Consider the following 23,916-nt stretch of genomic DNA (forward strand, 5'->3'; position numbering starts at 1 on the left):
GTCGCTCCGCTGGAGCTTCAATCAAATCCAATTATATTTGCTATAAAGATTTTGCTCCGCTGGAGCTTTAAATTGGAATTTGGAATTTTTCCTGATTGGAATTTAAATTTATTATTGAATTCCGTATTCTTCCAATTTCCTATATAAAGTTGCAATTCCAATCTCAAGCAAACGTGCAGTTTCTGCCTTATTCCCTTTAGTATAATTCAAAACCTTTTGTATATGCAATTTTTCAATACTCTGCATCGAAAAAGCCGACATCGATTTTGTTGCTTTCTCAGGCTGATGTTGCATTTCATAAGGCAAGACATCTGAGGTTAAAGTATCGCCATTACTCAAAATAACAGATCTTTCAATAATGTTTTTAAGTTCCCGAATATTTCCCGGCCAGGAATAATTTTCTAATTTCTGAAGAAAATCATCGGCAATATTTAAAGTTTTTTTGTTTGTTTTTTCAGAAAATTGCTTCACGAAATAATGGGCCAATACCGAAACATCTTTGATTCTTTCTCGCAAAGACGGTAATTTAATTTCGAAAATATTCAATCTAAAATATAAGTCTGAACGAAAACGGTGTTCATCACTTTCTGTTTTTAAATCACGATTGGTTGCCGCAATTAATCTGAAATTTGATTTTTTTGGAGTGGTATCACCAACCGGAATATATTCGCTGGTTTCTAAAACACGTAACAATTTGGCCTGAAGGTCGATTGGCATTTCGCCAATTTCATCTAGAAATAAGGTTCCACCGTTTGCTTCTTCAATAAAACCTTTTTTATCTTTTAATGCACCAGTAAAAGCACCTTGTTTATGTCCAAAAAGTTCACTTTCAAGAATTTCTTTACTGAAAGTACTGCAGTTTAGTGCTACAAAAGATTTTCCAACACGATTACTGTTTTCGTGAATCGCTTGTGCAAAAACCTCTTTTCCGGTCCCGGTTTCTCCAGTTAATAAAACAGTCGAATCGGTTTTGGCAACTTTTTGTGCTAAATCAATAACTTGTTCGATTCCTTTAGATTTTCCAATAATGGTATTAAAAGAATATTTATCGCCAATTCGTTTTTCGAGTTGTTGTACTTTTTTCTGTAACTGTACTTTTTCTACAGCTTTATAAAGAAGCGGAATAATTTTATCATTATCATCGCCTTTTACGATATAATCGAAAGCACCATTTTTCATGGCCTGAACGCCATCTGGAATATTCCCAAAAGCGGTTAACAAAATAACTTCTACTAAAGGAAAACTTCCTTTTATGTTCTGAAGAAAATCAACGCCATTTCCGTCAGGCAATTTTACATCACATAATACAACATCAATTTCAGTTTGTTCTAATTTTTTAAAACCTGATTTTAAATCCTTGGCTTCAAAAACTTCAAATCCTTCCGATTTTATAATGCGTGCCAGTAGACTTCTAAGTTTTTCTTCGTCGTCTATAATTAAAATTTTGTGTGTCATTTGAGGGAAAGGCTAAAATCGAAAGTTTTTTTTTGAATACAAATTTAGGGTTTAAATCATTCAACTTTTTTGATCGATATATTTAATTTAAATATAACAGTATTAAAATATTTAACACTGATAAATTTATAATTCTATTAACATGAAAAAAATTAAGATTTATAACAAATGAATTAATTTTGCATAAAAGCTACATTATATATGAAAGACCCAATTTCAATCTCAATATTAGAATTAGCTATCATTACACAAGATAGCAACGCAAAAGAAACATTTCAAAAAACAAAAGAAATAGCGCAACTAGCAGATCAATTAGATTATAAACGTTTTTGGCTGGCCGAACATCACAATATGGCACATGTAGCAAGTACCGCCACAGTAGTTTTAATTGGTTTTATTGCAGGTAACACTAAAAATATTCGTGTAGGTTCTGGCGGAATTATGTTGCCAAATCATTCTCCTTTAATAGTAGCAGAACAATTCGGAACATTAGAAACGCTTTATCCTAACCGAATCGATTTAGGATTAGGGAGAGCCCCTGGAACAGATCAGCCAACTGCCGAAGCCATTAGAAAAGACTTTTTTGAGCAGGCGCAGCGTTTTCCGGCAAATGTAAGCAAGCTTCAGGATTACTTTTCAGTTGAAAATGCTACAGCAAAAGTTCGTGCATTTCCCGCTGAAGGCACTAATGTTCCCATCTGGATTTTAGGATCAAGTATGGAAAGTGCTGCTCTAGCCGCTGCATATGGCTTACCTTATGCCTTTGCAGGACATTTTGCACCACGCCAAATGATACAGGCGTTTGAGTTTTACAGAGAAAATTTTCAGGCTTCAGCAACTTTAGACAAGCCCAAAACTATGGCCTGTGTTAATATAATCGCCGCAGACACAAATGAAGAAGCTGAATTTCTATCAACAAGTCTATATCAAATGTTTTTGAATCTAATTCGCGGCGATCGCAAAGGACTTCAGCCGCCAGTGCCTTCTTTAGATGATATCATGAGCGAAGAAGAACGTTTTCATGTCGATCAAATGACAGCATGTACATTCACTGGAAATAAAGAACAACTTATAATAGATCTTAAAAAGTTCATCGACTATGCACGCGTAGACGAGCTAATGGCAACGGGTCCAATTTTCGATCATCAAGCCAAGCTCAAAAGCATCCATATTACAAAAGAAGTAATAGATAGTATAAACACTATATAGGACACTTTTTCCTCCTATATATAAGGTAAGATTTCATTCACACAACCCGACAGTTTTTAAAGCTGTCGGGTTTATTTTTTTTGCACCTATATATAAAGAGAAGCAAATTTGTCCTGCTGAGCGAGTCGAAGCAACCAAAGCTTGGAATTTGGAATTTTTCAAGATTTGGAATTTTAATTTAATCAGGAGCTATTTCCCGCTGTCCTTCCAATCTTTTGCTTTTTAAAGAAAAAAGTAAAAGGATTTTCCCTCCCATCGGGGCTAGGGCAGTAGTTTTCAAAAGAAACATTATTAATAAGTAGAGAGAAACAGCCCCAAAAGAATAAACTTTGCGACTTAGCTCCCGATAACTATCGGGATTGCGCGATTAAAAAAAAACAGTAAAACCCCCAACTTTGCGACTTTTTCAAAACAAAGCCAACAAAAAAAGAAACCTTCGCGCCTTCGCGCCTTCGTGGCAAAACTCATTAAAACCACCCAAAACAGGCAAAAGCCAACAAAAGCAGCCAAAGATCAAAAAAACTTCGCCTTGTAAAAACCATCCAACCAGTTACTTATAAAAAACATTGAAAATATATAATAAAAAGGCTTGTAAATGTAAATAAAGGGTCTACTTTTGCACCCGCAACAGCGACAGACGTTCTTTAAAATACTGACAAGCATTACGAATCAAGATGAAAATTTATTTTCAAAAAAAGATTAAGAAAAGCTTGTGAGATTTAAAAACAGAAGTTACATTTGCACCCCGCAAAACACGGAAAGTTCATTGAGAGATTGGTAAGGTTTAGGAAGGAAAAAGGAAAGTAAATTTTCTTAAAAAAAACTTCAAAAAACATTTGCCGGTTTGAAATAAGTTTTCTACTTTTGCACCCGCTTTGAGAAACAAGCGATAATGAAAAAGAAACACGTTCGTAGACATATTGAATTGACAGCCGTTTTAACAGAGATGTTAGAACAAAAGAATAAGAGTAATGGAATCGAGAGATTTGAAAAACCGATAGAGAAAACGTCGAATAATAATTAGTCTTAAGTAATTAAGACAAACAATATACGATGAAGAGTTTGATCCTGGCTCAGGATGAACGCTAGCGGCAGGCTTAACACATGCAAGTCGAGGGGTATAGTTCTTCGGAACTAGAGACCGGCGCACGGGTGCGTAACGCGTATGCAATCTACCTTTTACAGAGGGATAGCCCAGAGAAATTTGGATTAATACCTCATAGTATATAGCCCTGGCATCAGGATTATATTAAAGTCACAACGGTAAAAGATGAGCATGCGTCCCATTAGCTAGTTGGTAAGGTAACGGCTTACCAAGGCTACGATGGGTAGGGGTCCTGAGAGGGAGATCCCCCACACTGGTACTGAGACACGGACCAGACTCCTACGGGAGGCAGCAGTGAGGAATATTGGACAATGGGCGCAAGCCTGATCCAGCCATGCCGCGTGCAGGATGACGGTCCTATGGATTGTAAACTGCTTTTATACGAGAAGAAACACTCCTTCGTGAAGGAGCTTGACGGTATCGTAAGAATAAGGATCGGCTAACTCCGTGCCAGCAGCCGCGGTAATACGGAGGATCCAAGCGTTATCCGGAATCATTGGGTTTAAAGGGTCCGTAGGCGGTTTAATAAGTCAGTGGTGAAAGCCCATCGCTCAACGGTGGAACGGCCATTGATACTGTTAGACTTGAATTATTAGGAAGTAACTAGAATATGTAGTGTAGCGGTGAAATGCTTAGAGATTACATGGAATACCAATTGCGAAGGCAGGTTACTACTAATTGATTGACGCTGATGGACGAAAGCGTGGGTAGCGAACAGGATTAGATACCCTGGTAGTCCACGCCGTAAACGATGGATACTAGCTGTTGGAAGCAATTTCAGTGGCTAAGCGAAAGTGATAAGTATCCCACCTGGGGAGTACGTTCGCAAGAATGAAACTCAAAGGAATTGACGGGGGCCCGCACAAGCGGTGGAGCATGTGGTTTAATTCGATGATACGCGAGGAACCTTACCAAGGCTTAAATGTAGATTGACCGGTTTGGAAACAGATCTTTCGCAAGACAATTTACAAGGTGCTGCATGGTTGTCGTCAGCTCGTGCCGTGAGGTGTCAGGTTAAGTCCTATAACGAGCGCAACCCCTGTTGTTAGTTGCCAGCGAGTCAAGTCGGGAACTCTAACAAGACTGCCAGTGCAAACTGTGAGGAAGGTGGGGATGACGTCAAATCATCACGGCCCTTACGCCTTGGGCTACACACGTGCTACAATGGCCGGTACAGAGAGCAGCCACTGGGCGACCAGGAGCGAATCTATAAAACCGGTCACAGTTCGGATCGGAGTCTGCAACTCGACTCCGTGAAGCTGGAATCGCTAGTAATCGGATATCAGCCATGATCCGGTGAATACGTTCCCGGGCCTTGTACACACCGCCCGTCAAGCCATGGAAGCTGGGGGTGCCTGAAGTCGGTGACCGCAAGGAGCTGCCTAGGGTAAAACTGGTAACTAGGGCTAAGTCGTAACAAGGTAGCCGTACCGGAAGGTGCGGCTGGAACACCTCCTTTCTAGAGCCCCAATTGTTAGTAGTAATACACGATGGGGAAAAAAGATGTTTATCTAAAGGATCTGAATTTTAAAGTTCAATTACTCTTGCTGTTAGTTCAAATAATAAATTTTAAGTAAAACAGAGTCTCGTAGCTCAGCTGGTTAGAGTACTACACTGATAATGTAGGGGTCGGCAGTTCGAGTCTGCCCGGGACTACTTTTTAAATTGTTAATTATAAATTATGAATTGTAAATTATAAAAAGACAAAATAAAGAGACTGTAAACTTGAAAAGGAAATTCTAGAGTTGAGGCGTTATGAATAATAATTCATAATTCATAATTCACAATTCATAATTAGATTGGGGGATTAGCTCAGCTGGCTAGAGCGCCTGCCTTGCACGCAGGAGGTCAACGGTTCGACTCCGTTATTCTCCACTGGTTTACTATAAAGATAGTAAATAAAAGTTCATTGACATATTGAGATAAGAAAATAATAAAAAGTAGAAAGCGTTTTTTGTTATAAGTAGCAATACAAATAATAAAAGACAAAAAAAAACGGTCATAATTGATTTTATGATTGGTACAATAAGCAAAATAAGGGCGTATGGGGGATGCCTTGGCTCTCAGAGGCGATGAAAGGCGTGATAAGCTGCGAAAAGCTGCGGGGACGGGCACACACCGATTGATCCGCAGATACCTGAATGGGGCAACCCACTATGTTGAAGACATAGTACACCGATAGGTGGGCAAACCCGCTGAACTGAAACATCTAAGTAGGCGGAGGAGAAGAAAACAAAAGTGATTCCGTAAGTAGTGGCGAGCGAACGCGGATTAGCCCAAACCAATGTTGTTACGGCAAGATTGGGGTTGTAGGACCACGAGATTTTATGCACAAGGAACCGGAAGTTACTGGAAAGTGACGCCAAAGAGGGTGATAGCCCCGTATGGGTAACGAGTGTAATAGATAGTGGTATCCTGAGTAGGGCGGGGCACGTGAAACCCTGTCTGAATTTGGCGGGACCATCCGCTAAGGCTAAATACTCCTGAGAGACCGATAGTGAACCAGTACCGTGAGGGAAAGGTGAAAAGAACCGTGAATAACGGAGTGAAATAGATCCTGAAACCATACGCTTACAAGCGGTCGGAGCCCTTTCGTGGGGTGACGGCGTGCCTTTTGCATAATGAGCCTACGAGTTAACGTTGCTGGCAAGGTTAAGTGGTTAAGCCACGGATCCGTAGCGAAAGCGAGTCTGAATAGGGCGCTTTAGTCAGTAGTGTTAGACGCGAAACCGTGTGATCTACCCATGGGCAGGATGAAGCTGTGGTAACACACAGTGGAGGTCCGAACCGGTTGACGTTGAAAAGTCTTCGGATGACCTGTGGGTAGGGGTGAAAGGCCAATCAAACTCGGAAATAGCTCGTACTCCCCGAAATGCATTTAGGTGCAGCGTTAGTTATAAAGTTATATAGAGGTAGAGCTACTGATTGGATGCGGGGGCTTCACCGCCTACCAATTCCTGACAAACTCCGAATGCTATATAATGTTCACTAACAGTGAGGGCTTGGGTGCTAAGGTCCAAGTCCGAGAGGGAAAGAACCCAGACCATCAGCTAAGGTCCCCAAATATACACTAAGTTGAAAGAACGAGGTTTGTCTGCCCAGACAGCTAGGATGTTGGCTTGGAAGCAGCCATTCATTTAAAGAGTGCGTAACAGCTCACTAGTCGAGCGGACGAGCATGGATAATAATCGGGCATAAGTGTATTACCGAAGCTATGGATTTAGAGTTTACTCTAAGTGGTAGGGGAGCATTCCAGCAGGGTTGAAGGTGTATCGTAAGGTATGCTGGACTGGCTGGAAAAGAAAATGTAGGCATAAGTAACGATAATGCGGGCGAGAAACCCGCACACCGAAAAACTAAGGTTTCCACAGCTATGCTAATCAGCTGTGGGTTAGTCTGGTCCTAAGGCGAACCCGAAAGGGACAGTCGATGGCTAACGGGTTAATATTCCCGTACTACTAATTACTGTGATGGGGTGACGGAGTGATGAAAGCGCCGCGAACTGACGGAATAGTTCGTTGAAGTACCTACCTATAAGCTGCGCAGGCAAATCCACGCGGCTTGGGGAAATACGATAGTACTCGGAGTCTTCGGACAAAGAGATAGTGCGCCTAAGGGCTTCCAAGAAAAACCTCTAAACTTCAGGTAATTAGTACCAGTACCGTAAACCGACACAGGTAGTTGAGGAGAGAATCCTAAGGTGCTCGAGAGATTCATGGCTAAGGAATTAGGCAAAATAGACCTGTAACTTCGGGAGAAAGGTCGCCCCCAGCAATGGGGGCCGCAGTGAAGAGGTCCAGGCGACTGTTTATCAAAAACACAGGGCTCTGCAAAATCGTAAGATGAAGTATAGGGCCTGACACCTGCCCGGTGCTGGAAGGTTAAGAGGAGATGTTATCTTCGGAGAAGCATTGAATTGAAGCCCCAGTAAACGGCGGCCGTAACTATAACGGTCCTAAGGTAGCGAAATTCCTTGTCGGGTAAGTTCCGACCTGCACGAATGGTGTAACGATCTGGACACTGTCTCAGCCATGAGCTCGGTGAAATTGTAGTAACGGTGAAGATGCCGTTTACCCGCAGTGGGACGAAAAGACCCTGTGCACCTTTACTATAGCTTAGTATTGACCTTGGATAAATGATGTGTAGGATAGGTTGGAGACTATGAAGCGGCGTCGCCAGGCGTTGTGGAGTCATTGTTGAAATACAACCCTTTGTTTATCTGAGGCCTAACCCCGTTTTGCGGGGGACATTGCTTGGTGGGTAGTTTGACTGGGGTGGTCGCCTCCAAAAGAGTAACGGAGGCTTCTAAAGGTTCCCTCAGTACGCTTGGTAACCGTGCGTAGAGTGCAATGGCATAAGGGAGCTTGACTGAGAGACATACAGGTCGATCAGGTACGAAAGTAGAGCATAGTGATCCGGTGGTTCCGCATGGAAGGGCCATCGCTCAAAGGATAAAAGGTACGCCGGGGATAACAGGCTGATCTCCCCCAAGAGCTCATATCGACGGGGGGGTTTGGCACCTCGATGTCGGCTCGTCACATCCTGGGGCTGGAGAAGGTCCCAAGGGTTGGGCTGTTCGCCCATTAAAGTGGCACGCGAGCTGGGTTCAGAACGTCGTGAGACAGTTCGGTCTCTATCTACTGTGGGCGTTAGAAATTTGAGTGGATCTGATTCTAGTACGAGAGGACCGAATTGGACAAACCTCTAGTGTATCTGTTGTCCCGCCAGGGGCACCGCAGAGTAGCTACGTTTGGAAGGGATAAGCGCTGAAAGCATATAAGCGCGAAACCCACCACAAGATGAGATTTCTTTTAAGGATCGTGGAAGATGACCACGTTGATAGGCTATAGATGTAAAGGCAGTAATGTCATAGTCGAGTAGTACTAATAATCCGTAAGCTTATGTACACCCTTTTCCCTCGACTCCGGTCGGGGGGAGAAACTTTCTAAAACTAAAATACTTTTCTTTATCTCAGTATGTTAAGATATTGTGTAATGTTGACTAGCTAAGGCTAATCACCCATTGCAAAACGGCCTTAAGGTGGTTATTGCGGCGGGGCTCACCTCTTCCCATCCCGAACAGAGTAGTTAAGCCCGCCTGCGCAGATGGTACTGCAGTTATGTGGGAGAGTATGTCGTCGCCTTTCTTTGAAAAACCCTGTTTCTAACGAACCAGGGTTTTTTATTCTAAATTTTGCTTATTTAATTATAAGTAATATGGTACCTTAGCTCAGATGGTAGAGCAATGGACTGAAAATCCATGTGTCCCTGGTTCGATCCCTGGAGGTACCACAAAAATGCTCGGATGGTGAAATTGGTAGACACGCTGGACTTAAAATCCAGTGAACAGCAATGTTCGTGCGGGTTCAAGTCCCGCTCTGAGTACTATAAGCTTCAATTAGTTAATCTAATTGAAGCTTTTTTTTTAGAAGTAAGGTAAAATTTTTTCTACGATTTATTTGGAAATCTTTTATTTGTCCTTTTTATCTTTTAAAATTTTACCCTCTTTGGTAAATTCCAAATCTATATTGTTTGTTAAATCCACGTCAAGATCCTTGTGTCCATAATCGATATGGGTAATTTTTTCATTTGGATGATTTTTTGATACATAATCTTTTACTGATGCGGGAATAAATGTAGTTGGAATAGGTTTTTTACCTCCGTCTACTTCACGATAAGAACCGTCTTTCCAGAACTCTATTTCCGTTCCGTCTTTTAACTTCACTTCATATCCTTTTTCACCGTGTTCAGCATCTTTTTTTACAACGTCTATTTCTCGATTGCTAAAGTGTTTTTTTAAAAAATCCTGTGCCGGTTTTGGCAATTCAGTAACTTCAATTTTCTTCTGCGCATTAGCCGATATTGTAAAACCAAGGAACATTACGGCAATTATGATTATCTTTTTCATGATTTTAATATTTAAAATTATTAATTTTCTTTCACTAATTTACAACAAGCATTAATACATTCAAATCAATTTAAGAAACCTTTATTATTTTAAAAACAGGATTTCTTATATTGTAACTTATTATAATTAAAAACGTTATGGGAAATTCTATTGTAATAAAAGTGGCTACTATTTATGATTTAGATGGGATAATAAAACTGCAAACGGCCAATCAGACTTTTCGAGGCGGAACATTATCAGGAGAATTAACAGCATATCAAATCAAGGAAATGATGACTGATATGCCACAAATTATAGCTAAGTTTGACAATGAAATTGTCGGTTTTTTATTGACAACATCAAAATCTGTACACAATAAACGTGAATTTCCCATTGTGGATGCTATGTTAGCGTCTTATTTGGGTTCTCCAAATTCCTATATTTATGGGCCTATTTGTGTGAGTCAAAATCAACGCGGAAACGGATTGGCGCAACTTATGTTTCAGGAACTCTTAAAATTAGAACCTAATCGCGAAGGAATTTTATTTATTAAAAGTGATAACCTCACGTCCTTGAGGGCACATGAAAAAATGCGAATGAAAAAAGTAAGCAGCTTTTATTTTAATAATGCTGATTTTGATGTGTATGCTTATTTCTTTCCTATTAAAAAAGATAATAATTTAATAATGAAATAAAAAACGTTATAAATAACTCTAAATAAAAACACATGCGTTATCTAGTAATTCTGATTATCACTTTTGTAATTATTTCCTGTAAAAATGAAACCAAATCGACATCACTTTCCAATTATTTCAATTATCAAGAAAGTAGTGGTGTAGAATCGGCAGGAATAAAAATGATTCCAATAAAAACTGCTGTAGGAGAATTTAAAGTTTGGACAAAACGTTTTGGTAGCAATCCTAAAATTAAAGTACTGTTATTACATGGTGGTCCGGCAATGACACATGAATACATGGAATGTTTTGAGACTTTCTTTCAGCGAGAAGGATTTGAATTTTATGAATATGATCAATTGGGTTCCTATTATAGTGATCAGCCAAAAGACAGCAGTTTATGGACAACGGAACGCTTTGTTGACGAAGTTGAACAAGTACGCAAAGCAATCGGAGCTGATAAAAATAACTTTTATATTTTAGGGAATTCTTGGGGCGGAATTCTTGCGATGGAATATGCGTTGAAATACCAGCAAAATATGAAAGGGTTATTGGTTGCTAACATGATGGCCAGTGCACCGGATTATGGAAAATACGCTGATAAAGTACTATCCAAACAAATGAAGCCTAATGTATTAGCAGAAATTAGATCACTTGAAGCTAAAAAGGACTTTAATAATCCGCGTTATATGGAATTACTTATTCCCAATTATTATCAACAACATTTATGTCGTTTAAAAGATTGGCCAGACGGATTAAACCGCGCCAGTAAACATGTTAATAATGAGATTTATACTATGATGCAAGGTCCGAGTGAATTTGGCATTAGCGGTCGATTAGCAAAATGGGACATTAAAAAGCGTTTACCCGAAATTACAATTCCTACCTTAATGATCGGTGCGAAATACGATACTATGGATCCAAAAGCAATGGAAGAACAAAGTAAATTAGTAAAAAAAGGGCGTTATTTATATTGTCCAAATGGAAGCCACCTTGCTATGTGGGACGATCAAAAAGTTTTTATGAATGGAGTAATTGAATTTATAAACGATGTTGATTTAGAAAAAATATAATCTTTCATAATAAGACAATATAGCTATAGGCTCAGATTAAAAGTAGTATATATTTCGTTATAATGGGTATTAATTAACTTTAATCATATGCCTTAGGGGAACAAACCGGCACATAGTTCCTTGTGTCAAATTCTACTCTTAATCTATACTTAAACGCATAACAAATACTTTTAGTTTCAAATATTAATCCTTACTTTTGAGCCTCATTAATTTAAACAAACATCATGGCTTCAATAACATTAGGAGGAAATCCAGTACATACTTCAGGCGAATTACCAACGGTAGGTTCACAACTAGCTGATTTCAAATTGGTACAAAATGATTTGTCTGTTGCTTCATTAAGTAACTTCGCGGGAAAAAAATTAGTTTTAAACATTTTTCCAAGTGTTGATACCGGAACTTGTGCGACATCTGTTAGAAAATTCAACGAAAGCGCGAGCGGTTTAGAAAACACAACTGTTTTATGTATCTCAAGAGATTTGCCATTTGCCCAAAAACGTTTTTGTGGTGCTGAAGGATTGGAGAATGTAGTAAACTTATCTGATTTTCAAGCTGGAACTTTTGGTAAAACAAATGGTTTAGAAATCGTTGACGGACCTTTAGCGGGTTTACATTCAAGAGCTATAATTGTTGTTGATGAAAACGGAAAAATTACCCATACGGAACAAGTTGCTGAAATCGCAAATGAGCCAAATTACGAAGCAGCTTTAGCAGCACTATAATACCTATAAATGGAATTTCAAAAAGATAATACTTTTGTTACTGGTCGTTTAAAAAGCATGACATATGCTTTTAACGGAGCTGTAAAACTTATAAAAACAGAACATAGCATTATGGTTCAATTCTCATTGGGAATTGTTATGACCATTGCCGGGTTTTATTTTCACATTTCACAAACCGAATGGCTTTGTCAAACCTTAGCCATAGGTTTAGTCTTAAGTGTTGAAGGATTGAATACAGCAGTAGAAAAAATTGCTGATTTTATTCATCCTGATTACAGTAAACGAATCGGGTTTATTAAAGATATTGCTGCAGGAGCGGTATTTTTTGCCGCAATGACAGCAATTGCAATCGGCTTGATCATTTATATCCCAAAATTTATCTAGGCAACAGGAAACGCAAGAATGGCAAAAACAACAAAAAAAGAAACAGTAGACAAAAAAAACGCACCAAAAACTGAGAACTTAAAATCTTGGAGACCGAACAAACAGCAACGTTTTGTTTTGGGTTGCCTTTTGGTACTATTTTCTATTGCACTATTAGTTGCATTTATCTCTTTTTACGTCAACGGACAATGGCAAACAGATCAAAGCGCCGTAAGTGAGCTTGGCGATCGCTCTGAGGTGGTACAAAACTGGCTCGGAAAATTTGGTGCTTACATGGCCGATTTGATTGTTTACAGAGGTTTTGGACTTGCTTCTTTTGTATTGGTTCGCTTATTTTTCTTAACCGGATTATTTCTGGCATTAGAAATGTCTACCAAAAGACTCAAAAGTATTTGGTTCTGGGATTTATTTGCCATAATTGTTGTTTCTGTTTTATTTGGATTTTTCGCCACATCGGCACCTGAATTAGGCGGAACAATTGGGTATGAGCTAAATTTATTCCTTCAGGATTACATTGGAAAAACAGGTACTTTACTGACCTTGCTTTTTGGATTGATCATCTATTTGATTTTTAAAATTAAATTATCTCCTGAGAAAATACAGTCTTATTTTGATTCTACTAAAAAAGAATTCAAATCAGAACTGGGTTCACTGAAACCGCAACAGGCAGAAAGCGCTTATAATCTTGAAGAATTTGCAATCGAGGAAGATCCTGAATTAGATAATATTCATCTTAAAACAGAAGATACGCAATTTGAAATCAACAAAGAAGCTTTAAAACCTACCATAAACCATTCATCAGAAATTGATTTGAATCCGGTTGTAAAACCTCTTCAAATGGATATAAAACCAGCAACAGTTGCTCCTGTGGTTCACACAGAAGAATTTGTTGTTGAAAAACCGGAAGAAGAAGATATTATCGAAGAAAACCTGGCTTCGCGCCTTGTGGCTGATTTTGGATTATTCGATCCAACTTTAGATCTATCGAATTATAAATTCCCAACAATTGATTTATTGAAAGAATATTCGACCGGGGGAATTACGATCAATCAGGAAGAATTAGAAGAAAATAAAAACAAAATTGTAGACACACTTCGTAACTACAAAATAGAAATTGCCCAGATTAAAGCAACAGTTGGTCCATCGGTAACTTTATACGAAATTGTACCTGAAGCCGGAATCAGAATTTCTAAAATTAAGAGTTTAGAGGATGATATTGCTTTGTCACTTTCGGCATTAGGAATTCGTATCATTGCACCAATTCCGGGTAAAGGAACAATTGGTATTGAGGTGCCTAATAAGAACCCAACAATGGTTTCGATGAAAAGTGTTATTGGATCTGCGAAGTTCCAGGAAGCTGAAATGGAATTACCAATTGCTTTAGGAAAAACAATTTCGAACGAAACTTTTGTTGTTGATTTAGCCAAAATGCCTCACTTATTGATGGCGGGTGCTACAGGACAAGGAAAATCTGTTGGATTGAATGCTGTTTTAACGTCGCTTTTATACAAAAAGCATCCTGCGGAAGTAAAATTCGTTTTGGTCGATCCTAAAAAAGTAGAGCTTACCTTATTCAATAAAATTGAAAGACATTATTTAGCCAAACTTCCGGATACTGAAGATGCTATTATTACCGACAATGCAAAAGTGGTGAATACTTTAAATTCGCTTTGTGTTGAAATGGATAATCGTTATTCATTACTGAAAGATGCAATGGTTCGTAATATTAAAGAATACAACGAAAAATTTCGAGCCAGAAAATTAAATCCAGAAGCCGGACATAGATTCTTACCTTATATTATATTAGTTGTCGATGAGTTCGCCGATTTGATTATGACTGCTGGTAAAGAAGTCGAAATTCCGATTGCGCGTTTGGCTCAGTTAGCGCGTGCTATTGGTATTCACTTGATTATTGCCACACAAAGACCTTCTGTAAACGTTATTACAGGTCTAATTAAAGCGAATTTCCCTGCGAGGATAGCTTTTAGGGTAACATCAAAAATTGACTCAAGAACGATTCTTGATACACAAGGAGCCGATCAGTTAATTGGTCGTGGAGATTTATTATATACCAACGGGAATGATGTGGTTCGTGTGCAATGTGCATTTATCGATACTCCTGAGGTAGAAAAAATTACGGATTTTATTGGTTCGCAAAAAGCTTATGCCACAGCTTATTTGCTTCCTGAGTTTGTTGGAGAAGAAACTGGCATTAATCTTGATATGGATATTTCCGAAAGAGATACTTTATTTAGAGAAGCTGCTGAGATTATTGTCAATGCGCAACAAGGTTCAGCTTCATTATTGCAAAGAAAATTAAAATTAGGTTACAACAGAGCCGGTCGTTTGATCGATCAGCTGGAAGCAGCAGGAATTGTTGGACCGTTTGAAGGCAGTAAAGCAAGAAGTGTGAACATATCTGACTTAAGTGCTCTTGATCAATTTTTTAATAATGAACAAAATTAATCCAATCATGAAAACAAAAATTCAGGAAATCCAAAACAATTCTATTACTAAGATGACTAAAAAGTGCTTTCAAATGGCAGTTATATTGCTTTTGAGTTTCACTTCTATTCAGGCTCAGGATAAAAAAGCCAAAGATTTATTGAACGAAGTAACTGCCAAAATAAAGAGTTACGACAATATTGTTATTGATTTTAAATATTCTTTGAATAACGCTAAAGAAAACATCAACCAGGACAGCAAAGGAAATGTAACCATGAAAGGCAATCAATATGTATTGAATTTTATGGGCGTGACTAAAATATTTGATGGTCAAAAAACATATACAATTGTTCCTGAAGATGAAGAGGTTACTGTTTCTAAAGTAAACGAAAAAGACGATGCAGCTATTACACCTTCAAAAATGCTTACGTTTTTTAATTCCGGATACAAATATAACATGGATATTGTGCAAAATGTAAAAGGAAGAAAAATTCAATACATTAAATTAGCGCCTACAAGTGCAAAAGATCAAAGAAAAGAAATTCTTTTAGGTATTGATGTTCAGACAAAACACATCTACAATTTAATCGAAACGGGTAAAAATGGAACAAAAACCACTTTAACCGTTAATTCTTTTAAAACCAATCAGCCTTTATCAAAAAATCAATTTACATTTGTAGCGAGCAAATATCCAAAATACTACATCAACAAATTAGATTAATTACAAGGTTGAAAATTTTAGACAAATACTTACTAAAAACATTTCTGATTACGTTTACTACGGTATTCGTAATCCTTTTTTTTATATTCATACTTCAAACCGTCTGGCTTTTTATATCTGAACTTGCAGGTAAAGATCTGGATTTGATTTTGGTTGTAAAATTCCTGTTGTTCTCGATGCCGCGAATCATTCCGCTGGTTTTACCATTATCGGTTTTACTGGCTTCGATTATGACTTTTGGAAATTTAGCCGAAAACTATGAGTTTGCTGCGATGAAATCTTCCGGGATATCACTTCAGAGAGCAATGAGAGGCTTGATTGTCTTTATTTTTGTTTTAAGTATTGTCGCATTTTGGTTTGCCAACAATGTGATTCCATACGCTGAATATAAATTTATGAATTTCCGGAAAAACATCGCTCAGGCCAAGCCCGCAATGGCCATTGCAGAAGGCCAGTTTAGTGATGTAGGCTTTTATAATATAAAAGTCAATAAAAAATCAGGTGAAAACGGAAATATCCTAACTGGTGTTACTATTCATGAAAAGCCAAATAACGTTGGAGAAAACAAAACTGTTATTAAAGCAAAAGACGGTAAATTAATAAGTAACGAAAAGTCCAGTATCTTAAAACTGGTTTTAAATGATGGATATTACTATCAGGATGTTACTCCTACAAAATATGAAGATCGGGCTAAATTGCCTTTTGTAAAAGCAGCTTTTAAAAAACAGGTAATCAATATTGATTTATCGGAATTAAATAAAGTTGATGAAGACAAGGAAAGTGTTGGTAGTACAAACGCAATGTTAAATGTAAATGAATTGCGGTACACTTTAGATTCATTAAATAAAAATCTGGATAACGAAATTCTTTCTTTTTCAGAGAATATCAATCAGCGCGTTGGTATTAGAAAAGCTCCGGTAGCAGCAATTAATGTAAATAAAAAGAAAAAGCCATTGCCTGATAATCTTTTGTCTTTATATACGACAAAACAAAAATCAGATATCCTTAAAATGGCGGGAAGTAATGTTGTCAGTAACATTTACTCTATTGAAACTACGCAAAAAGACCTAAAAGATAAACAGCGCGACATCAATAAACACTTAACAGCTTTATATGAAAAGTTTGTAATTGCTTTTGCATGTTTTTTAATGTTTTTTATTGGGGCTCCATTAGGCGCTATTATCCGAAAAGGGGGACTTGGTTTGCCAATTGTATTTGCAGTTTTAATTTTTATTACTTTCCACTTTATCAATACTTTTGGAAAAAGACTCTCGCAAGAAGGCGGAATGTCTCCTTTTATGGGATCATGGATGTCTTCATTTGTGCTATCACCATTGGCTGTGTTGTTAACCTATCGTGCAACAAACGACAACGGATTAATCAACTTTGATGCGATTACCACTCCAATTTCACAACTATTTCAAAAAATTTCCGAGCGGTTTTTTCCTGCTCAAAATCAAAAATAATTATGTCAACAACAAAAATACAACTGAATACCATTGAAGAAGCTATAGAAGATATTCGTCAAGGTAAAGTAATCATTGTGGTCGATGATGAAGATCGTGAAAACGAAGGTGATTTTTTGGCTGCAGCCGAAAAAGTAACCCCGGAAATGATCAATTTTATGGCTACTCACGGACGTGGATTAATTTGTGCTCCATTAACTGAAAGCCGTTGTAAAGAATTGGATTTAAGACCAATGGTTACCAATAATACAGATCATATGGAAACTGCTTTTACGGTTTCGGTAGATTTAAAAGGACATGGAGTAACGACCGGAATTTCTGCTGCTGACAGGTCTAAAACAGTATTGGCACTAACAGATTCAAATGTAAAACCACACGAACTAGCGAGACCGGGACATATTTTTCCTTTGGTGGCAAAACAAGGTGGTGTATTAAGAAGAACTGGCCACACAGAAGCGGCTATTGATTTTGCAAGATTGGCCGGATTTAAATCGGCTGGTGTGATTTGCGAAATTCTAAATGAAGACGGAACGATGTCGCGTTTACCTGAATTGGTGAAAGTAGCTAAGAAATTTGATTTAAAATTAGTTTCGATTGAAGATTTAGTGGCGTACAGAATGCAACACGATAGTCTTATTGTTAAAAAAGAAGATTTTGATATCGAAACCCGTTTTGGAACTTTTAGATTAAGAGCTTACGAGCAAACAACCAACAAACAAATTCATATTGCCCTAACAAAAGGAACCTGGAATCTTGGAGAACCTATCTTAACCAGAATTCACTCTTCGCAAGTAAATAATGATTTATTAGGAACTTTAACAAACAATGCTGAACAACAATTAGACGGTATGTTTAAAGTTATTAATGAAAACGGGAAAGGGGCTGTAATCTTTATTAATCAGGATATGCAGGCAGTAAATTTATTAAGTAGAATCTCTGAACTTAAAGCTTTACAGGCAGAAGGAACAATGAAAGCACCAAAAGTAGTCATTGATAGCAAAGACTACGGAATTGGAGCTCAAATTCTGCATGATATTGATATTTCTAAAATTAGATTGGTATCAAACACAGAGCAAACAAAACGTGTAGGAATGATTGGATATGGTCTTGAAATCACAGAATACGTAAGTTACTAATATGGGGACATTAGAAGAAAGAATTAAAAAATCTGAGACGCGTATATTTAAAGCCGTTTTTCCAAGTACTACCAACCATTATGATACCTTATTTGGTGGAACTGCTTTACATCTTATGGATGAAGTTGCTTTTATTTGTGCTACTCGTTTTAGCCGTAAAAAAGTAGTGACGATATCCACTGGACAAATTGACTTTAAAAAGGCGATTCCGGCAGGAACTTTAATTGAATTAGTAGCAAAAGTAGATAGCGTTGGAAGAACCAGTTGTAAAATTCATGTTGATATTTTTATGGAACAAATGTATTCTGAACTTCGCGAAACGGTAGTTTCAGGAACTTTTTCATTTGTTGCTGTAGATGAAAACAAAAAACCAACGCCAATTTTAGACGATTTGGATTAATTTATTAAGAAAAATTATTTTTAGGAATACTGATAATTAAGTACTTAAAAATTAACTTAAAAAAATAGCTGAAAAAGTTTTTATAATCGGAAAAGCGCACTATATTTGCACTCGCAATCACAAAATGATCGCGACATAATGGAGAAATGGCAGAGCGGTCGAATGCGGCAGTCTTGAAAACTGTTGACTGTAACAGGTCCGGGGGTTCGAATCCCTCTTTCTCCGCTGAACTTGAAACCCTTAACGTTTGTTAAGGGTTTTCTTTTTTTATTATATTATTTTCTTTGTAAATAGTTCCAAAAAAGTTTTGAGAACCGAAAAAGCGTCTTATATTTGCACTCGCAATCAGTAAATGATTGCAACATACTGGAGAAATGGCAGAGCGGTCGAATGCGGCAGTCTTGAAAACTGTTGACTGTAACAGGTCCGGGGGTTCGAATCCCTCTTTCTCCGCCAGTAGAAGTTTCAAAAGAAACTTTAAAAATCAATAGCCTTCAAACATTATAGTTTGAAGGCTATTCTGTTTTCTGGCGATTTCAAAAACACATATTATTTTAACCGATCAATAGAGAAACAGATCGATACAAAAAGCTATGTGGGAGAAAAAAAATATCGCAGACAGCACAAAGTTTTGTATTAATTTAACTTTGCGTTTTCTTTGTTTTCTAAAGCGTTATTGGATAAAATCTTCCTGTTTTCTGCGGTAAAACATAATTAGGGATTATGCTTTTATATTTAAGCTAAAGTTCGCAATCTTTATGTGAATGCAGCTTTGCTAATTCTATGCTTTTTAAGGCGTTTTTAGATAAAAATATTGGTTAAGTGTAACTTCATTTCGTCGCAATCAAAAGCATGTAAAAACTGCCACTGAAATAATAAAATAAAAAAAACGCTTTCTTGGAAGGAAAGCGTTTCTTACGTCATGTTTTTTTGTTTTTTCTTTGAAAAAGAGGTCGATTTATTTATCGATAGAACCTAAAACACGTTTCATAAACGCATTAAGAGCTTCTTTCTTATCGGTGCCCTGAACAACCATTTTGTGTACTTCAAGCGCGCCATACATATTAGAAATTAATTCACCAATTACATCTAATTCTTCATCTTTTAGGGACGGAATTTCGGTCATTGCTTCCAGAACTTCGATTGTTTCAATAATATAATCCTGATCGTTTTCTTCGATAAATTGGGTCAACTGCTTTATTACAGGTAATTTCATATTTATACTTTAGATTTTTAGACATTCTTAGACTCTTAGACTTTTTTAAAAATTAAGACAACATCTAAGAAGTCTAAAAATCTAAGCCAGTCTAACTAATCTAAATTTAAGCAATTGCGTTTACCAAGTCGATTAAAACTTCTTGTTTGTTGGTTTGAGTTTCTCCAACTAATTTTCCATTTACAAAAGTGGCGAATGTTGGCAGGTTGCTTACATTAGCTAATTTTCGTGATTCAGGAGAATTTTCTGCATCAACCAAAACAAAAGTGATAGCTTCATTTTCTGTCGCTAATTTTTTGAATTTTGGTTTCATAATACGGCAATTTCCACACCATGAAGCTGAATATTGTACTACTACTTTTTCATTTTTAGCAACTAAATCTGCTAATGTATCTTCGTTTAAGTCGATTAACATAATTTTTAAATTTTCAATGTCAATTTCAATAACAAAAATCAATTTTAGTTGAAGTCAATTTAAATGCCCATAGTAGATTTGAAAAATATTAGAACGTAGTTAAAAAACTATCCTAAAATTTCCCTGACATTGAAATTGCAATTGATTTTTGACATTGCAATTGAAATTATTGTTATTGATTTTTTGAGAGAAAAACTCCAAATCCTCAAATTGGGATTTGGGATTTGGAATTTTAAAAAATGTGGTATTCTATTTCTTAGTTTGCGCTTAAGTATTCAGCTGTACTGATTCTGTCTGCGCTCATTGCTTCTTTTCCAGCTTCCCAGTTTGCAGGACAAACTTCTCCTTTTTCCTGGATATGAGTATAAGCATCAACCATACGTAAGTATTCGTTTACGTTACGGCCTAATGGCATATCGTTTACACTTTCGTGGAAGATTTTTCCAGTTTCGTCGATAAGGTAAGTAGCTCTGTAAGTTACGTTTGAACCTTCGATGATTACCGAATCAGTTTCTTCGCTGTATTCTGTAGAATCGATATCTAAAATTCCTAAAATGTTAGATAAGTTACGGTTTGTATCTGCCAAAATTGGGTAAGTTACACCTTCGATTCCACCATTGTTTTTTGGAGTGTTTAACCAAGCAAAGTGTACTTCGTTTGTGTCGCATGAAGCTCCGATTACGATAGTATTTCTTTTCTCAAATTCTGGTAATGCAGCTTGAAAGGCGTGTAATTCAGTTGGACATACAAAAGTGAAATCTTTTGGGTACCAAAACAATAATACTTTTTTGTTGTTGTTTACTGCTTCTTCAAAAATGTTGATTTTTAAATTATCACCCATTTCTGAGATAGCATCTACTGCAATACTTGGGAATTTTTTTCCTACTAAAGACATATTTTTCGTTTTACGTTAAAAATTTATTTCTGATGCAAAAATAGGGTATAACTATACCTTCTTACAATAAGAAGTGATTATAAATATTTATAAGTTGATAGTTTTTGGCTATGTATAATTGTAAGTTATTGGATGTCAATATTTACGGGAAGAATTCCGTTGCAAGGAATATTTTCTAAAAATTGAATTCCTGCATTTTTTTGGAATTCATTAAAATCCTGATAGACCTGAATTAATCCTGAAGCCTTTGTTAAATAAGGAATAATAGGTAATACGTAAGGATTTCCGAAAACGTAAACAATACTTTTTTTGGTTTGCAGTAAGTTCGAAAGCAATTCTAAAACTTCGTCGTCGATTTCGAAATTGTTCATTGGTTTTGCTTTTGGAACAAATAATGAAATAATAATAGTTTCGAAATTCTCTAAACTCGATGCAATTGATTTAATATCTGAAACTTCTAAGTTTTCGAAAGCAAATTCGGGAGATTGTAATTTTGAATTTAAGGTTTGAAAGAAAGTATTCTCTACACCTTTATATAAACTCAATTTTGCTAATTGATTGTTTTTTTGTGCTTCAAAAGCTAATTCAGTATTTGAGTTGTCGATAATTTTTGTAATCGAATGTTGCGCAACTTCAAAATTTAATACCGAAGCTTTTTCGAAGTCGAGTTCTCCTGAAGTAAAAGTATTATCAGACAGGATTCCCACTTTTTCTTTGGCTTTCATGATTCTGTTGAAACTTTCTTCGATACGTTCCGGTGATGCATTTTTAAGGATGGCTTCAATTCCCTCAGGAACATTTTCGGCGAAGCATAAAACGTCGTTTCCCGCGTTGAAGGCTTCCCATTCCAGTTCTCCTTTGGTTTCGTAGAGTTTAGAAACACTGTGCATGTTTAGTGCATCAGAAATTACCAAACCGTCATAACCCAATTGCTTGCGTAAAAGCGTTTTGATAATAGGTTTTGATAAAGTTGCCGATGTATTTTTTCCGTCATTCAAACTCGGAACGGCCAAATGACCAATCATAATCGAGTCTACATTATTTTCGATTCCTTTAATGAAAGGATATAATTCGTTTTCTAATAATTCTTCAAGCGTTTCATTTAAAACCGGTAATCCCAAATGCGAATCGACATTGGTGTTTCCGTGTCCGGGAAAGTGCTTCAGGCAGCCCAAAACACCAACTTCCGACATTCCATTAAGATATTCAATCGAAAAATTAGCTACTTTTTCTTTGTTTTCACCAAAAGAACGATACCCAATAACAGGATTGTTCGGGTTATTATTAATGTCTGCCAAAGGCGATAAATTATAATGAATCCCGGCAGCTTTTAAGTCTAAACCAATTTGTTTGCCCACTTCGTAAACCAAACTCGATTTACTTTCTGGCAATGCACCAAGTGTAATGGCATACGGATATTGCGGTGTTTTTTCGATACGCATCGCCAAACCCCATTCGGCATCAATACTAATTAAAAGTGGAGTAGAAGCGGCTTTTTGGTAACGAACAATCAGATCTTTTATTTTTTGATAGCTATCATCATTAAAAACGATTTTTTTCTTGCTTTCGTAATTTGTTGCAGCACTCGCACGGCTGTGAAAAAACGTCAGTCCGCCAATGTTATGTTCTTTTATTAAACGTTCAGTTTCCTGAATGTTTTCTTCGGTATCGTTTATAAAAACTGCGGGAAAAAAGAATTGTCCCACTTTTTGTCTTAATGCTTGAGCTGTCATTTTCATTATTATAAAGTGTTTTTCATGCAAACGCTATTATCCATTGTTTCGTACGGCGGATAATTGGGCGTAATATGATAGTGTTGTTTTTGGTAGAGATGAATTGCTTCGGGTTGATTTTTTCCTGTTTCCAGAATTGTGTTTTTGTAGCCAACTTCTTTTGCCCAGATTTCTAATGCGGCTAAAACAGAAGATGCGATTCCTTTTTTGCGATAATCAGGATGTACAAACATGCGTTTGATTTCGACGGTATCTTCTTTTTTTTCGCGAAAAGCGCCGCAACCCACAGCAATATCATTTTCATAAAAAACGATAACATGTTTTATTGCATCGGTTTTATTAAATTGATTGTAAAAGGCGTGATCTTCTCCGTCTCTGATTTTTAAATCCTGGTCTAATAAAACTACCAGATTTTTAAAATCGATATCGTCAGAGTTGGTTCTTTTTAAGGTAATCATGATTCAATAAAAATATTTTAATAGAAGTCTTATTTTTTTACCATTAAGATATTAGGTCATAAAGCTTGGCTTAAATTACTTAATATCTTAATGGTAAAAGAAAATTAAGTTTAATTTTTTTTAAAAAATCAGTTACGCTCTCTTTAAATATTTAGAAATATTATTTTAAGGCATTTACTTATTTCAGTTTTGCTTTCTTTTGTTTGGCTAATTGTTTTTTAGTTTCAATTGCTTTTTCTAACCGGTTTTTAAAACGGAAAAGTTTCGGTAAACCTTCTAAACGGTCTTCGAGAGTGATTTCCTCATAAACAATAATGGCTTTTTCTAAAACCCTAATCTCATTGTCGAGATCGATTTGGTTTTTGTAGAGAGTTGCCAATCGGTCATAAGGATGATTTCCTTTAAAACCTTCGCTAATATTTTCTTCGTATAACGCAATTGCTTTCTCAATTTCTCCTGCTTTCTCCAATTCAATTGCTTTCAGGTTTCGTTCAACCTGGATGTTTTCATTGATTTCCATGGG

At 36.9% G+C, this 23,916-nt stretch carries 18 protein-coding genes, 6 tRNA genes and 3 rRNA genes; 19 read left to right on the plus strand and 8 right to left on the minus strand.

Annotation, left to right across the window (positions count from 1 at the left end; all coding sequences use genetic code 11):
* Positions 1–111 precede the first annotated feature (111 nt).
* Positions 112–1,455 carry a sigma-54 dependent transcriptional regulator gene (locus B0M43_RS10165; protein WP_078008467.1) on the minus strand — a complete coding sequence of 448 codons (1,344 nt, stop codon included), beginning with the start codon at positions 1,453–1,455 and terminating at the stop codon, positions 112–114.
* Positions 1,456–1,656: 201 nt separating this feature from the next.
* Between B0M43_RS10165 and B0M43_RS10170 the strand changes: the two genes are divergently transcribed.
* The 8 genes from B0M43_RS10170 to B0M43_RS10205 all read left to right on the plus strand — a co-directional run bounded on the left by B0M43_RS10170 (position 1,657) and on the right by B0M43_RS10205 (position 9,153).
* A complete protein-coding gene (locus B0M43_RS10170; RefSeq protein ID WP_078008466.1) occupies positions 1,657–2,664 on the plus strand; it encodes an LLM class flavin-dependent oxidoreductase in 1,008 nt (335 codons plus the stop codon).
* Positions 2,665–3,714: 1,050 nt separating this feature from the next.
* Positions 3,715–5,228: ribosomal RNA gene (locus tag B0M43_RS10175) — 16S ribosomal RNA — on the plus strand.
* 123 nt (positions 5,229–5,351) lie between these two features.
* Positions 5,352–5,425: transfer RNA gene (locus tag B0M43_RS10180), tRNA-Ile, on the plus strand.
* A gap of 145 nt (positions 5,426–5,570) precedes the next feature.
* Positions 5,571–5,644 (plus strand) — tRNA-Ala (locus B0M43_RS10185).
* 148 nt (positions 5,645–5,792) lie between these two features.
* Positions 5,793–8,676, plus strand: a 23S ribosomal RNA gene (locus tag B0M43_RS10190).
* 129 nt (positions 8,677–8,805) lie between these two features.
* A 5S ribosomal RNA gene (gene rrf, locus B0M43_RS10195) occupies positions 8,806–8,915 on the plus strand.
* Together the 16S, 23S and 5S rRNA genes with 4 tRNA genes alongside form the textbook arrangement of a ribosomal RNA operon.
* Before the next feature lie 72 nt (positions 8,916–8,987).
* Positions 8,988–9,060, plus strand: a tRNA-Phe gene (locus B0M43_RS10200).
* Between the two features lie 7 nt (positions 9,061–9,067).
* Positions 9,068–9,153, plus strand: a tRNA-Leu gene (locus B0M43_RS10205).
* Between the two features lie 85 nt (positions 9,154–9,238).
* On the opposite strand, the gene B0M43_RS10210 is transcribed toward B0M43_RS10205, so the two are convergent.
* A complete protein-coding gene (locus B0M43_RS10210; RefSeq protein ID WP_078008440.1) occupies positions 9,239–9,676 on the minus strand; it encodes a PepSY-like domain-containing protein in 438 nt (145 codons plus the stop codon).
* Between the two features lie 137 nt (positions 9,677–9,813).
* Here B0M43_RS10210 and B0M43_RS10215 point away from each other — a divergent pair, with 137 nt between their 5' ends.
* From B0M43_RS10215 to B0M43_RS10265, 11 genes are all read left to right on the plus strand, one after another.
* Positions 9,814–10,350 carry a GNAT family N-acetyltransferase gene (locus B0M43_RS10215; protein ID WP_078008439.1) on the plus strand — a complete coding sequence of 179 codons (537 nt, stop codon included), beginning with the start codon at positions 9,814–9,816 and terminating at the stop codon, positions 10,348–10,350.
* A gap of 32 nt (positions 10,351–10,382) precedes the next feature.
* On the plus strand, positions 10,383–11,402 hold the full coding sequence (locus B0M43_RS10220; RefSeq protein WP_078008438.1) for a proline iminopeptidase-family hydrolase: 1,020 nt from the start codon (positions 10,383–10,385) through the stop codon (positions 11,400–11,402).
* A gap of 224 nt (positions 11,403–11,626) precedes the next feature.
* A complete protein-coding gene (tpx, locus tag B0M43_RS10225; RefSeq protein ID WP_078008437.1) occupies positions 11,627–12,124 on the plus strand; it encodes a thiol peroxidase in 498 nt (165 codons plus the stop codon).
* Positions 12,125–12,133: 9 nt separating this feature from the next.
* Positions 12,134–12,508 (plus strand): diacylglycerol kinase, encoded by a 375-nt coding sequence (locus B0M43_RS10230; protein WP_065450768.1) that lies wholly within the window; start codon positions 12,134–12,136, stop codon positions 12,506–12,508.
* Positions 12,509–12,526: 18 nt separating this feature from the next.
* Entirely contained in the window at positions 12,527–14,974 is a 2,448-nt protein-coding gene (locus B0M43_RS10235) for a DNA translocase FtsK (RefSeq protein WP_078008436.1), read from the plus strand.
* 7 nt (positions 14,975–14,981) lie between these two features.
* Positions 14,982–15,674, plus strand: coding sequence for an outer membrane lipoprotein carrier protein LolA (locus tag B0M43_RS10240; RefSeq protein WP_078008465.1), 693 nt, complete (start codon positions 14,982–14,984; stop codon positions 15,672–15,674).
* Between the two features lie 8 nt (positions 15,675–15,682).
* Positions 15,683–17,140 (plus strand): LptF/LptG family permease, encoded by a 1,458-nt coding sequence (locus B0M43_RS10245; protein ID WP_065450766.1) that lies wholly within the window; start codon positions 15,683–15,685, stop codon positions 17,138–17,140.
* A 2-nt stretch (positions 17,141–17,142) separates the two neighbouring features.
* On the plus strand, positions 17,143–18,276 hold the full coding sequence (gene ribB, locus B0M43_RS10250; RefSeq protein WP_065450765.1) for a 3,4-dihydroxy-2-butanone-4-phosphate synthase: 1,134 nt from the start codon (positions 17,143–17,145) through the stop codon (positions 18,274–18,276).
* Position 18,277: 1 nt separating this feature from the next.
* Entirely contained in the window at positions 18,278–18,676 is a 399-nt protein-coding gene (locus B0M43_RS10255; protein WP_065450764.1) for an acyl-CoA thioesterase, read from the plus strand.
* 140 nt (positions 18,677–18,816) lie between these two features.
* Positions 18,817–18,901, plus strand: a tRNA-Ser gene (locus tag B0M43_RS10260).
* A 143-nt stretch (positions 18,902–19,044) separates the two neighbouring features.
* Positions 19,045–19,132, plus strand: a tRNA-Ser gene (locus B0M43_RS10265).
* Between the two features lie 502 nt (positions 19,133–19,634).
* Here B0M43_RS10265 and B0M43_RS10270 read toward each other — a convergent pair.
* From B0M43_RS10270 to B0M43_RS10295, 6 genes are all read right to left on the minus strand, one after another.
* A complete protein-coding gene (locus B0M43_RS10270; RefSeq protein ID WP_017495510.1) occupies positions 19,635–19,892 on the minus strand; it encodes a hypothetical protein in 258 nt (85 codons plus the stop codon).
* Between the two features lie 106 nt (positions 19,893–19,998).
* Positions 19,999–20,307, minus strand: a complete 309-nt coding sequence (locus B0M43_RS10275) for a co-chaperone YbbN (protein WP_041519142.1) — start codon at positions 20,305–20,307, stop codon at positions 19,999–20,001.
* A 256-nt stretch (positions 20,308–20,563) separates the two neighbouring features.
* Positions 20,564–21,202, minus strand: a complete 639-nt coding sequence (locus tag B0M43_RS10280) for a peroxiredoxin (protein ID WP_065450690.1) — start codon at positions 21,200–21,202, stop codon at positions 20,564–20,566.
* Positions 21,203–21,327: 125 nt separating this feature from the next.
* On the minus strand, positions 21,328–22,935 hold the full coding sequence (locus B0M43_RS10285; RefSeq protein WP_371295994.1) for a glycoside hydrolase family 3 protein: 1,608 nt from the start codon (positions 22,933–22,935) through the stop codon (positions 21,328–21,330).
* 8 nt (positions 22,936–22,943) lie between these two features.
* On the minus strand, positions 22,944–23,393 hold the full coding sequence (locus B0M43_RS10290; protein ID WP_078008434.1) for a GNAT family N-acetyltransferase: 450 nt from the start codon (positions 23,391–23,393) through the stop codon (positions 22,944–22,946).
* A 178-nt stretch (positions 23,394–23,571) separates the two neighbouring features.
* The gene (locus B0M43_RS10295) at positions 23,572–23,913 is read right to left on the minus strand and encodes a hypothetical protein (protein ID WP_078008433.1); all 342 of its coding nucleotides are present in this window, start codon (positions 23,911–23,913) and stop codon (positions 23,572–23,574) included.
* Positions 23,914–23,916: the final 3 nt, after the last annotated feature.

Origin of the sequence: Flavobacterium sp. KBS0721, from assembly GCF_002007065.3 — a bacterium.
Classification (GTDB): domain Bacteria; phylum Bacteroidota; class Bacteroidia; order Flavobacteriales; family Flavobacteriaceae; genus Flavobacterium; species Flavobacterium piscis.

Coding starts and splice junctions, on each gene's coding strand:
- B0M43_RS10235 (WP_078008436.1), top strand. CDS start 12,527: ATGGCAAAAACAACAAAAAAAGAAACAGTAGACAAAAAAAACGCACCA.
- B0M43_RS10275 (WP_041519142.1), bottom strand. CDS start 20,307: ATGTTAATCGACTTAAACGAAGATACATTAGCAGATTTAGTTGCTAAA.
- ribB (WP_065450765.1), top strand. CDS start 17,143: ATGTCAACAACAAAAATACAACTGAATACCATTGAAGAAGCTATAGAA.
- B0M43_RS10220 (WP_078008438.1), top strand. CDS start 10,383: ATGCGTTATCTAGTAATTCTGATTATCACTTTTGTAATTATTTCCTGT.
- B0M43_RS10280 (WP_065450690.1), bottom strand. CDS start 21,202: ATGTCTTTAGTAGGAAAAAAATTCCCAAGTATTGCAGTAGATGCTATC.
- B0M43_RS10295 (WP_078008433.1), bottom strand. CDS start 23,913: ATGGAAATCAATGAAAACATCCAGGTTGAACGAAACCTGAAAGCAATT.
- B0M43_RS10270 (WP_017495510.1), bottom strand. CDS start 19,892: ATGAAATTACCTGTAATAAAGCAGTTGACCCAATTTATCGAAGAAAAC.
- B0M43_RS10230 (WP_065450768.1), top strand. CDS start 12,134: ATGGAATTTCAAAAAGATAATACTTTTGTTACTGGTCGTTTAAAAAGC.
- B0M43_RS10165 (WP_078008467.1), bottom strand. CDS start 1,455: ATGACACACAAAATTTTAATTATAGACGACGAAGAAAAACTTAGAAGT.
- B0M43_RS10255 (WP_065450764.1), top strand. CDS start 18,278: ATGGGGACATTAGAAGAAAGAATTAAAAAATCTGAGACGCGTATATTT.
- B0M43_RS10215 (WP_078008439.1), top strand. CDS start 9,814: ATGGGAAATTCTATTGTAATAAAAGTGGCTACTATTTATGATTTAGAT.
- B0M43_RS10210 (WP_078008440.1), bottom strand. CDS start 9,676: ATGAAAAAGATAATCATAATTGCCGTAATGTTCCTTGGTTTTACAATA.
- B0M43_RS10285 (WP_371295994.1), bottom strand. CDS start 22,935: ATGACAGCTCAAGCATTAAGACAAAAAGTGGGACAATTCTTTTTTCCC.
- tpx (WP_078008437.1), top strand. CDS start 11,627: ATGGCTTCAATAACATTAGGAGGAAATCCAGTACATACTTCAGGCGAA.
- B0M43_RS10240 (WP_078008465.1), top strand. CDS start 14,982: ATGAAAACAAAAATTCAGGAAATCCAAAACAATTCTATTACTAAGATG.
- B0M43_RS10170 (WP_078008466.1), top strand. CDS start 1,657: ATGAAAGACCCAATTTCAATCTCAATATTAGAATTAGCTATCATTACA.
- B0M43_RS10290 (WP_078008434.1), bottom strand. CDS start 23,393: ATGATTACCTTAAAAAGAACCAACTCTGACGATATCGATTTTAAAAAT.